The sequence below is a fragment of the Vibrio sp. HI00D65 genome (assembly GCF_001635455.1).
GTDB lineage: Bacteria > Pseudomonadota > Gammaproteobacteria > Enterobacterales > Vibrionaceae > Vibrio.
Map to the genome: position 1 here is coordinate 75172 of NZ_LWEH01000150.1, position 11351 is coordinate 86522.

Sequence of the window (11351 nt, forward strand, 5' to 3'; positions counted from 1 at the left end):
GCGACAGCCGAGCAAAAATTTTCTGGCGGCAGGCTACAGGTTTGAAAGAGGGTTATGGATAATTGACTCAGATAGATGCTCTGGTGCGAAGTGGGCATAGCGCATTGTCATACTGATATCGGCATAACCAAGAATATCGCGCAAAACTAAAATGTTCCCTCTATTCATTATAAAGTGGCTAGTAGATGAATGTCTTAAAACGGTGGATGCTTGACCATAAAGGAGGCTTATGGCGAGTTTGTTCTTCAGGATGTAGCAGAAAGGGGCATAGCATTGATTGCATGGTCTGCCCGACTTAGGTTTACAGATCTTGTTGCAAGGCGCTTCAGAGATAGGCAAAGAGCGATCTTTTTTGTCGAGTGTTGGTGAGCGTTAGTGCATGTTTGCTTGACTGAGAGCCTTTAAGGTAGCACTCGCCACTACAGCTAAAATATAAGTTGCCGAAATACGTCTTATTTATGCCGGCTTCATCGTCACACTCTTAGCAAATCTCTCTCATGCCATACCTTAAAGCTATCGAAATGAAAAGCCCACGATACATAATTATAATGAGGGTTTATACAGTTCTATCGTTTTAGAGGCCGTCTTTATGCCTTCCACAATGGGCGTATTAACCCCAGATGAGCCATAGCTTTAGGGCTATTATGCATAAGAATTCTGTATTTTGTGAAGTGATAAAGCATAAGCTACAGAGGACGTATTGATCGTGTTGAGTGTAAATGTGTATCTTCTCTGGTATCGGTTTAATAGATAGAAAGCGATTAGCAATCAGGGGGGGAATAGTGAGCATCAATATCAGGAATGCAGAAATTAGTGATGCAAAGGCAATCAGTGAGTTGATCTTACCTTTAACAAACAAATATGTTTGCCCAACTTGTGATGTGTCGGTACACAGTATTTTGCTCGATTCAATGTCAGAGAAAAACATGGAAAAATATCTGTCTACAAACCATGACTATGTTGTTGCAGTAACCGAGAATAATGAAGTCGTTGGTGTGGCTGGAGTACGAGACAAGTCACATCTGTACCATCTATTCGTAGATGATGATTTTCAAGGTCATGGGCTCTCCCGTCAATTATGGGAAACTGTTAAACAAAAAGTATTAGAAAGTGGCAATAGCGGTCTATTCACGGTTAACTCTGCGGTAAATGCGGAAAGCGTATATTTGCGTTTTGGTTTTAAACGCAAAGAAGGCGTTAGAAATCGCCAAGGAATGGTTGATATTCCAATGGTGCTAGAGTTTGATTGCTAAAAATTTGTTTAAGAATGATTCGTGACACGTGGTAGTTTACTACCCGTTAGTTTCGGTCTTTATGGCGTTATGCGGTGGGCGGCCCTGATATTACGTTGCTTATCCCATGATTGAATGTCATGTGCTTGAAGGACATGTTAAGTATGGAGATTACTTTATCAGCAGATAAACACTGATGATTTTGAATTATGCGTTGCTGCAAGAAAAGATGCATATTTTTGTAGTTTTGGACATTACGATGGTTTCGATGACTTCATCTTTGGTTATCGCGAACGAGTATTAGACAGGTTAGCAACATCAAGATGGTTCTATATCCATATATTTGTGGATGGCCAGCTTGCAGGGCAGTTAGTGTTTCGTAGCTTCTCACCTGAGCCGGGGACAGGCTATGCTCACCTCATTTACTTGAAGTCGAATTTTCGTGGGTCAGGACTCGCCCCAAAAGTGCACGATTATATTGTAAGCACTTTGAGTAAAGTGGGTTGTTTACGTGCTGTACTCTCAGTAAGCCGAACTAACCATCGAGCTCTCACATTCTATAAGCACCATGGTTGGGAGTTCGTGCGCAAGAACCTTAAGCACGATGAAACAGACTTTTACCAACTTCGGCTTCGCTTTAAGTATCAAGTTTGAAGTACGACTCGCAACGCGTGGTATTTTTCTATGTGTTGGTTTGAATGGTTAGGGTGGGATACGCTGGCTTTGGTATTGCGTTTCTTTTCTCTTAATAGGAAATATCATGAATTTTGAAAATTGGTTAGCTTTTTGCTCAATTGCATTTATTGCAGCAGCAATCCCTGGTCCTGCGATATTGCTAGTATCAACGCATAGTCTACAGTTTGGGGCTCTACGTGCTCTTATTACCGCGGCGGGTAATGTGACTGGACTATTTATTATGTCTACTTTCTCTATATTGGGATTAAGCGCGCTAGTGATTGTTTCTTCGACAGCTTTTACGATCATAAAAGTAATTGGGGCGTTATATCTCTTATATATGGGAGTAAAATTATGGCGTAATGGCGTAAAACTAAAAACAGCCGACAGCACATACCCAAAAAAATTTAGTGCTCGGAGCCTTTATTCTCAAGGGCTTCTCATTTCACTAACAAACCCTAAAGCAATTATATTTACATCTGCACTTTTTCCACAGTTCATTAATGCCTCAGAGTCTTTGTTTAATCAATTTTCAATACTAGTTACTACCCTTATGATGTGTTCATTTTTGTGTCTACTCTCATACTCTTTTTTGAGTCAGAAGTTAAAAGCTGGGGCTAAAAGCTTTGTATCAGGGAGCACTATCGGAAAGGTGTTTGGAACTACATTTATCAGTGCTGGTGCAGCTTTGGTAATGTCAACTCATAGATAATTGTGAATTAGTACAAGTTTGAAATGCAACTATCCCAAGATAGCCACCGATCATGGTGGCTTTTTTGTGCCTATTGCAGAGCCCAGCTAAAACACAAACAATCCACGGAAAACGCACAACTCATGCCCGCAGAGTCGCGTTATCGGTCTCATATTTTCGCAAATTTTGTCACTTGTCTTAACAGGATGCTAGCGAGTTGTAAGATTTATAGAAAACACAAAGGAGGGGGAGTGTTTACGAGGATAAATTAACTTGTAGGGCGCCTAATAAAATTGCGAAGAGTGCAAAAAATTGAAACTTTGAAGATCAGCTATGAACATTATCGTATCGATTCTATTCTTATTGAATAAGCGCTGAGCGTGAATAGAGAATTGTAGCCCACGGATACCTTCGAACGTAAGTGCGCCCCAAATTATAATTTTTAATGACTCACTCAAAAATTGGAATTACCTGACCTCTTAGTATGATAAGTGAATAAAAGTGATTGGTTAATTTTAGTTATGAATAATAGACGTTTATTTTCGTTTAGGCATAGTAAATGGATATTCGAAGTCCAAAATAAAATTATTCCAGTATATATGGTGAGAATGAAAATCAATTGTTAATTTTGTTTTAATTTTGTGAAAAATAAAAATCCTATAAACAGCAATATCCTAAGTGGTTCGGAGTCTTTACGAGTATTTATTAGTTAGTTGATGTCTTAAATGATAACTTAATAGTATAGGTGTTTTTAGTTGATTTAATTTGATATGCAACTGGATTTAAGTATGATGCATGGAACTAATACTATAAAACGTAAAAACGGTATTACAAGATACCGTCCTAAAGAGAGTCAGTTATGCCCAAAAATTTCTTCATTTCCATGTTGGCGTTATTATTGTCAATAAACGCCGCACATGCTACCTCCCTGTCTGATAATTTAAAAGACCATATATATTCTAGTGAATTAGGTGTCTATTATTCTAGCCTTAATAATGAAGAGTCAGAAGAGTTACTTCTCAAGCAATTAGAGGTTGCGAATGAATGTACAGTCAGTCCTGGATACTGTGAGCATGCGATATACTCGCATTTAATTACAGCACAGATAAAAGTAAGGGAGACGGGTTCTACACTCGCTCAGCAAGAACTGTTGTATCTTCAAGATGCATATACTCAGTTAGAACAAGGCGGTGAAAACCTCACAGCATTCGATGTTCCATTGAGCTTTGTGAACATACGAATAAGCCTAATGAAGCAAGAGCTTCTTAAAGAAATATTAATAGCGAATGCACAAGCAACGCCCATAGAGTTTAAAGGAGCTTATGCCACATTACTCAAAGAATTAGAGGAGAATCAATTTGAACGTCTTGATATTCCATTCTTATCGGAAAACTTTAATTTTGAAAACAATCTCTCTAGGGCTTACCTGCTATTATTACAATCCATTTTGAGTAGCTACTCTCAAGGTAATATTTTAAGCCTGCAAATGAATGAACTGATGAGTTCTACAATCGGAGAAACGTTAAACAAGCCAGGCAGAGTGGTGCGTTGTGAAAATTGTACAACCTCCTTTATTGTTGAATATTATAACGATTATTCACCCATTAAAAGCTACGGTGAAACAAACGTGGCTGAATTTGTATCCAAAAGATCCCTCGCAATAGAGGGATTCGATAATTATCGCATTGCCTTCCCACACTATTACGTCCGTGAAATCATCCCTTTTTTACTGGGTTTAAAAACATATGTTCATGAGAATGCGCCTTATTTTATCGATCGCACTCGAAATTTGAATGATTTAAGTGATAACGAACGTCTCATGATTTTTCAAGAAATCAAAGATGCAATTAGAAGTGAAGGCGTAGAACTGAGCTTATCGAGTATTGCAAATATGACATTCAGGTGGCTTACTGCTACCGGTCAAATGGAATCTTTACTTTCTTCAGGAGTTAAACTGGCGTCTCTTCGCTCAGGTCAGTTTGATCCTGGTTCCCATAATAAAATTTTTGCGGTAAATATTTTTACAAATGTTGTGTTGAAGAAAATACCAAGAATACTTGAAGGTGAGGTGTTAAGGTATGGATGTAGCAGGAGTGAATGGCGACTACCTACTGTTTTATACATGTTACTAGAGGATAGGTGTGTATTTACTCCCACTTTCAAAAAAGGAGTATTTTCTATCACAGCTTCTACGACTTTCCATGAACAAGATGAGTCAGAATACGTACTCTCTGTCTATCATAAGCCGACGAACACAACATTATTCAGCAAGACCATCTCTAACAAGCAAGAAATAAGGCTTTACAGAGCAGCGCTTGGTGCCTTTAGTACCAAAGATTTAATCCTTTACATTCATAATAATAACCCTGAGGTAAGAGAAGACATAGCATCAATTCAACTTTCCGACCTTATGTTTGAAACTGGTTTTGGTGGGGTTATAAAAAATAATGTGTTTTATTTTGTTAGAAAGCTTAAAACGCCTGAGTTTAATCAATTTAGAGCGGAAGATTATGGTTGTCCATTTGTTCAAAGGACCAAAGAGCAACAGATAGATTGTCTCAGAGACACACTTAACACACATCGGCTGCCAAGTTACTTCTATAAAAATATGGAGTCCATTGGCCCTGTTTTTTCTGGATTACATACTTCGCTCGAAGACATCATTAAAAATGAAGATCGTGCAAAAAAAGAAGCGGAGAGACTGGCAATAGAGGAGCTAGTAGAAAACGCACTGAGTGGACAAGGATGGGGCTCAGGAAACGGCCCTTACTGATACACACTAATTGAATATGCTGTATGTCCGAATACCAAGTTGGAGTAAAGTCAAATTGGTCAGTGAAGTAAGCTTTTAGATAAGCCATTGAAGTGCGGTGCACTATATTTGGGAACCCTGTCGTTATCACGAACATCATTGAACCATTTTTCTATGTAAATTAGCTTGGTATTCAAACTAGCTAAAATAGTAGACCGTTCGTTTAATCGCTGTGGAGCTTCTACATGAACAGCGAGGGGAGGAAGTTTCAGACCCTCGCTGATCATAGGCAGATTCTAAACTGGGACTTTCTTAATCACTTGCATAATTAGCAAAAGTACTAGCAAAGCCAATGAATTTTAGAGTACAAGTACTGCTTTTTGAGTATGAAAAAGTTAAATAATTCACTCTAATAGTAAGTTACTCATACTTTTAGTTAGTCATAATTACTGGAACTTCAACATCGCAAAAAGTGATTTGATTTCCTGAGTTATCTGTAAACCCGTATCTTTCATTTACTCTATCTATAATTTCATCAACTGATGTGTCATAAGCCCTGCTGTCAGAATATTTTTTAGGGCGTTTTATGCGATCAGCACCGTCCCAAGACTCATAAAAATAAAGCGACTTCGATCTTAACCAGCACTCAGCTCCTTGAGCTTTGTATGCCGTAAACCAAACACTTTCGTTTCGATTATTATCGTAGTCTGCGAAATGTGAAACTTGAAAAGAACTAAAAGAAGCAAATTTATCCCTTAATACAAACCAACTACGCCAAGAGTTTAAGTCATAACCAACAGCGAGAATATCAACGTAAATGCTTTGATCAAACCAAACATTGATATAGTGATTATCTGCAGTGATAAGGCTAACACAAAGTCCAGATGGCTCTTCACGGCAATTCTGAAAATTAGCTAAAGATGAGAAACTAAGTAAAGTTAAAAATAGAGGTATTAATAGGTATCTTATCTTCCAACTGACCATATTGCTAATCCTGTTACTAAGTAAAAGTTACTGATAAATTAATATAATTATATTGGTGAGAATAAAAAGCCTTTAACCATCTAAAACGTGAATAAGATAATTAATCATAATGACTTTGCGAAAGATACTGGTTTGATTGAAGAGTCAAGGCCATAATTGGTAGCCCGATTTTCATACCGTTTCAACAAGCAAAAGCCAGTGCTGATAGATTGAATGCTGGCTTTTTTATAGAGTTTGCAATATCGGGCTCATACTTGAACGCTCAAATATAGGAATCAGCTTGAGACTACCAGAGTGTATCTTTTTGTGTGTATCAGTCGGGGGAAGCTCTCTTAATGTTCAATAAAACCTCGCCGCTGTTATCTTGATCTGTGTCAGCTAAGAACAAATTTATCTCGCCTTGAGTCGAAATCAATACTTCTTTATCTTCTACAGCGACAAGACGTTTAACGCCTTCAGGGTCTACAAACGTTAGGCCAACACTGCCAAATTTGTCATACGCAGTATTATATATGGCGTTATTTTTTATTATTGATACAGCATAGGTGGTATGCGGTTCAACAGTATGTGTTAGGTAGTTTCCGTTTATGGCATTCATCGTATGCTCTTCAGCTTTAATGGTTAGAATATCACCTTCAACGTCTGGCTCTCCTATGATCATTAACTCAAAATCATATATGGTTGTCTCCCGAGTACTCCAAAGAATAAAATCGATATCACCACTCAAGAAAGTGTCCCCAGAGCCTACCCAACATTGATACTGACCAGGTCGGTATGTGATTGCAAAAGATGAACTGAAAAGCTCGCCCTCTAAAAAAGGGCGAAAGTAGAACGGATTGTAATCAGCAATGCTGTTGAACTTGAAGCAAAGTTCTTGGACTGATTTAAACTTAGTACCAAAGTTAACATTACCACGCTGGTTTGCCGCAAACTCGAGTTCAGGATAAGGTATTTCTATTGGGAAGCCATTGTCCATTTGTGCTTTGGCAGTTAGCTCAATAGCTGCATTGGCATAAGTCGCAAGCAACAGAGACGCGCAAAGGATCTGTTTTTTCATAATATATATCAGCCTAACTTGTTGTTTTAATTAGCCTGATTAATATATTTACATTTTCTAGATATGCAACCTGTTTGTTACAAAGTTGTGTGTTGATTACATTCTCCTTTTGAACTCAAACGTTGTGACTTCATTAATTCGTTTCTACAACCACTTTTTATTATCATTATGTAAATCTACTGAACTAGTAAAAACGGATTCACCAAGTGAATGGATCGTTTTGTCGACTTACTTCTACTGCTGATGGGATTAAAAGATTCCCTTAATGAATATTTACTAAAGATAACCCCGAGAATCTGCCTCTGAAAGCATGGAGGAATATGCGGAATAGCGGTTCGAGAAGCGTTGGAAAGGAAATGCTGTCACATGCTCAACTGTTCTTACTCCGACTATAGGGTATTTTAGAACTAAGAGAGCATAACCACGTTAGCCTAAACCGTGGATATAAAATCGACAATGCAATCTAGGTAATCGACACATTCCAACCAACGCATAACTTCTCTTGATCAGCAGGCGATTAAAGTTACTTAGCTTCTGATTAATTATTTCGACGAATCGTTAATGTAAGAAAGTCAATGCTTTTTGCGTAAAACTGGCTGTGCATACCATTACTAGGCACATCCACTTGAACTTAATTGGACTAAGGTTGTAGCCTCCGCGAGTGGTAGATTGTTATAAAATATGCTTCATAATAGTCATAGACAGAATTTGTTTGTCAATCCTAGTCGGAAGCTGTTTATCAGAAATAATCAAAAACATGTATCTAACAAATTGGAAGTTTCCTTAACGAGTAAAACGTTGTTCTTGCTTGAAATTAGTAGCCTATTTTTTGATGGCGGTAGTTGAAGTGATTCCAATGACGTTTGTAAAGTGAGAGGGCCGAATACAGTCGATAGGAATTGAGATGATATTTCATGGTGTGGTGCTATAAGTGCTGACGGATATTCGTAAACTAAATTCAGGAAAAGTAGATGTACAAAGGTAGCTGTTTGTGTGGTTCAATCCAGTTTGAACTTGACGGTAATATAACTGATATTATTCACTGTCATTGCTCATTGTGTCGTAAAGCGAGTGGAAGTGCTTACGCTACAAATGGTTTTATTAATGCGCAAGATCTGAAGCTAACAGATCATAGTGATTCGCTCACCTTTTACGAGAGCAGCGAGGGTAAGCGGAAGTATTTTTGTCGGACTTGCGGTTCGCCATTATACAGTTCAAATGCTAAATCTCCAGAAAGGTATCGCCTTCGCATAGGGGCATTAGATAGCGATATATTGGAGCGTCCCCTTTCTCACAACTTCGTGACTTCGAAAGCTAACTGGGAAGATTTAAATGCAGAATTGCCGCGATACCATAGGCATGAGCCGGGGCGGAAATAGCCCTATACAAAGACTTTATAAAGGTGTTTAACTCCTTACTTTAGACGCATATAAGTTGATACTTTTTTAGAATACGAGAAACGTTGACTGCGCTTGGCAGGGTGCAATTAGACTTTAATAACATAGAGGTAATATGGAGTTAAAAAAGAGAATTCAGGTGGTAACAGTTGTCGCCTTCTTGTGCGTTAGTATTGATCAGATAACAAAGCTTATTGCTGCTGAGTACTTGCCCAGGAACATGGTGCGTAGTTATTTTATCGGCACTCTTCGTATTGGCTATACTGAAAATATTGGTGCGTTTTTAGGCTTGGGCAATGGTCTATCGGATGAGTTCCGATTTGGTATTTTTGTATTAGGTGTGAGTGTCTTCTTGTGTTTAGGCATTACTTACTTAGTGACAAGTCCTCGATTAAGCGCTAACTCGTTGTTTGCAATCTCAATGACTCTATCCGGAGGAGCGAGTAACCTTTATGATAGAGTTATAAATAATGGCGCGGTCGTAGATTTTCTCAATATAGGCTTTGGTTCATTTCGTACTGGTATTTTCAATATTGCTGATATAGCTATAGTCGTAGGTGCTCTGTTACTACTATTATTGGGCAGTAAACCTGTAACGGGTAGGTAATTGTCTTACGATAAACGGAGTAAGAGTTACAACATTTTGAATTGGTTGATAACAGCCACTTATTTATTGCTAACCACTAGTTTAACCCCAGCGGGGTTTGTTTTTCCTATTCTCATTTTTGAGGATAACAGGCAATGTTGTAAAAGAAGCTTAAGTGGCCAGTTTAGTTTGGTCACTTAAGCTTGAGTCACTTTTTTATTTATTCAGCTTTTATGCCAAAGTAACTATCTTGAAGTAAATATGGGGTACACATTGCCGGAGCTTGCATTGGTTGATTCATAGATTGGAAATTGATCGTACGGTTTAGTGGATCGTCTATAGGTTGTGAGACTAATGGGATAGTCCCAATATTTTTCGTGTCATCGAACAGGTTATGGTAGATGTTTGTGTAGGTACTTTTGTTATCAGACTCAGAATAAAAGAATGCATCTTCTTCTGAACGTGAGAATGTAACGTTGTATAGAGTTAGCCCGTTAATGTCAGAGTCAGCTATCTGATCTATTATGTTGGTTTTCCCTCTATCACCAGTAGGTTCACCGACAACTGTTATATCAGCTAGTTTAGTGTTCGTTAAAGTTGACCTGGATACATTCCTACTAAGCAGAGATAGCGGATCTGACGAATGGCGGCTTACAAATGCATTCAAAAGCTCTAGGTTGTTAATTTTAGATCGAGAAATACGTGAAGAGAGTAAATCTCTATCAACTGCCAATTTTACCCCCACAAGATCAATTGAGACATCTGTAAGCTCTTTGTTATCAAGTGAATAAAAAAGCTGGTTGAATGGTGCACCTGTGGTTTCAATGTTTATGAATTTGACGTTTCGCCAATGATCATTGATGTCAAACAAGTGATCAAAGCTGTTTTCATTATGGACAGAAGTGTTTTTAAATGTGATGTTTTTTAAATTTGCCTTGGTTAATTTATATCCTCTTTCACTTTGGAAATTCAGGTTCGTGATGGTATGGCCATTACCATTGATTAGTCCCGATAGGCTCTCAACTAAGGTCGGAGAACTTGTACAATCTAGATTACCGACAATATCGATGTACTGTGGTCTGTTTTTTTCATTGTATATGTCTACTAGCTGATCACAGTTAGTTACAGAATAGTAGCTTTGAGCAAATAACGTTGGTGAAAAGAGCACAGGTATAGCGGCAGTTAAGAGTGGTAACAAACGTCGCATGCAAATGGTTCCTTTAGTTTTTTGTGGAGCATGCGAAGTTAGTTAGTCTTCCTTATATATTCAACATAAATGTATAAATTAAGTTGCATATGTCACAGATATAAATCAATTATGACTCAGGTTCTCGGTGTCTAATCGTCGACGCTGAACTTGAATGAGATTAGACACGATTGGTAATAACGAATACTCTCGTGGATTATCAAACTGCCAGGATCAGTTTACTAACAAGCTTTCCTTCACGCCGATTTCACAACTTATGAATGTCGATTCGGATAGCTCAACATGTAAGTAATAGCGCTCCGGTTGATTCATCGCTTGTTGGAAAGTGTCAATGCATCTATCTAAACGTTGTGGCTTTTCGTAGGGGCTTTGTTGCCACTCGATGCGAATTCTTTGTCCTGTGTATTTCTCTATGCCACTCAAGCTATGTTTCACACCACCTAGTTTGAAAGCGGTGACTTGATCAAATAAGAATATTTCGCTGGCTGATGCTGTGTTGAATGATAGTAGTGCTAGTAATGCGAGTTTGATTTTCATTGGGAGTCGCTCTGTAAAATAATTTTAAGTTATGCAGTTGTAGATTTTATCTTTCACTTCTTGTGTGAAATATTTTATTAGGTATTAATAAATTAGATATCTTAGATATTTAATTAAAAGGGGATGGTGTTTTAATTATACCAGATGGTTGAATATAAAAATTTTTAATTTTATCAATGTTTTATTTGATTTTCTTTATTTAAATTTAAGTTACTTGGAATGTGGAAGGGATA

10 protein-coding genes and 1 pseudogene are annotated in these 11351 nt (G+C 37.9%); 6 read left to right on the forward strand and 5 right to left on the reverse strand.

The genetic code is table 11. The features are described from left to right. Window positions 1-33 precede the first annotated feature (33 nt). Window positions 34-406 (reverse strand): annotated as a pseudogene (locus A3712_RS28305) (site-specific integrase); the annotation flags it as partial. Between the two features lie 376 nt (window positions 407-782). On the opposite strand from A3712_RS28305, the gene A3712_RS12905 reads away from it, so the two are divergent. The 4 genes from A3712_RS12905 to A3712_RS12920 all read left to right on the forward strand — a co-directional run bounded on the left by A3712_RS12905 (window position 783) and on the right by A3712_RS12920 (window position 5371). After that, on the forward strand, window positions 783-1253 hold the full coding sequence (locus A3712_RS12905) for a GNAT family N-acetyltransferase (RefSeq protein WP_082856238.1): 471 nt from the start codon (window positions 783-785) through the stop codon (window positions 1251-1253). Window positions 1254-1418: 165 nt separating this feature from the next. Then, window positions 1419-1886, forward strand: a complete 468-nt coding sequence (locus A3712_RS12910) for a GNAT family N-acetyltransferase (RefSeq protein WP_063523773.1) — start codon at window positions 1419-1421, stop codon at window positions 1884-1886. 106 nt (window positions 1887-1992) lie between these two features. Further along, window positions 1993-2619, forward strand: a complete 627-nt coding sequence (locus A3712_RS12915) for a LysE family translocator (RefSeq protein ID WP_063523774.1) — start codon at window positions 1993-1995, stop codon at window positions 2617-2619. Window positions 2620-3457: 838 nt separating this feature from the next. After that, a complete protein-coding gene (locus tag A3712_RS12920; RefSeq protein WP_063523775.1) occupies window positions 3458-5371 on the forward strand; it encodes a hypothetical protein in 1914 nt (637 codons plus the stop codon). Between the two features lie 411 nt (window positions 5372-5782). Here A3712_RS12920 and A3712_RS12930 read toward each other — a convergent pair whose 3' ends face one another. Together A3712_RS12930 and A3712_RS12935 are read right to left on the reverse strand one after the other, a co-directional pair. Next, complete coding sequence (locus A3712_RS12930; protein WP_063523777.1) at window positions 5783-6334, reverse strand: hypothetical protein; 552 nt, start codon at window positions 6332-6334, stop codon at window positions 5783-5785. 313 nt (window positions 6335-6647) lie between these two features. Further along, window positions 6648-7391, reverse strand: coding sequence for a hypothetical protein (locus A3712_RS12935; protein WP_063523778.1), 744 nt, complete (start codon window positions 7389-7391; stop codon window positions 6648-6650). 971 nt (window positions 7392-8362) lie between these two features. On the opposite strand from A3712_RS12935, the gene A3712_RS26780 reads away from it, so the two are divergent. Together A3712_RS26780 and A3712_RS12940 are read left to right on the forward strand one after the other, a co-directional pair. After that, complete coding sequence (locus A3712_RS26780) at window positions 8363-8770, forward strand: GFA family protein (protein ID WP_082856239.1); 408 nt, start codon at window positions 8363-8365, stop codon at window positions 8768-8770. A 133-nt stretch (window positions 8771-8903) separates the two neighbouring features. Next, window positions 8904-9395, forward strand: a complete 492-nt coding sequence (locus tag A3712_RS12940; protein ID WP_063523779.1) for a signal peptidase II — start codon at window positions 8904-8906, stop codon at window positions 9393-9395. Window positions 9396-9594: 199 nt separating this feature from the next. On the opposite strand, the gene A3712_RS12945 is transcribed toward A3712_RS12940, so the two are convergent. Next, window positions 9595-10581 carry a hypothetical protein gene (locus A3712_RS12945; protein ID WP_063523780.1) on the reverse strand — a complete coding sequence of 329 codons (987 nt, stop codon included), beginning with the start codon at window positions 10579-10581 and terminating at the stop codon, window positions 9595-9597. Between the two features lie 213 nt (window positions 10582-10794). After that, window positions 10795-11118, reverse strand: a complete 324-nt coding sequence (locus A3712_RS12950) for a hypothetical protein (protein ID WP_063523781.1) — start codon at window positions 11116-11118, stop codon at window positions 10795-10797. Between the last annotated feature and the right edge of the window lie 233 nt (window positions 11119-11351).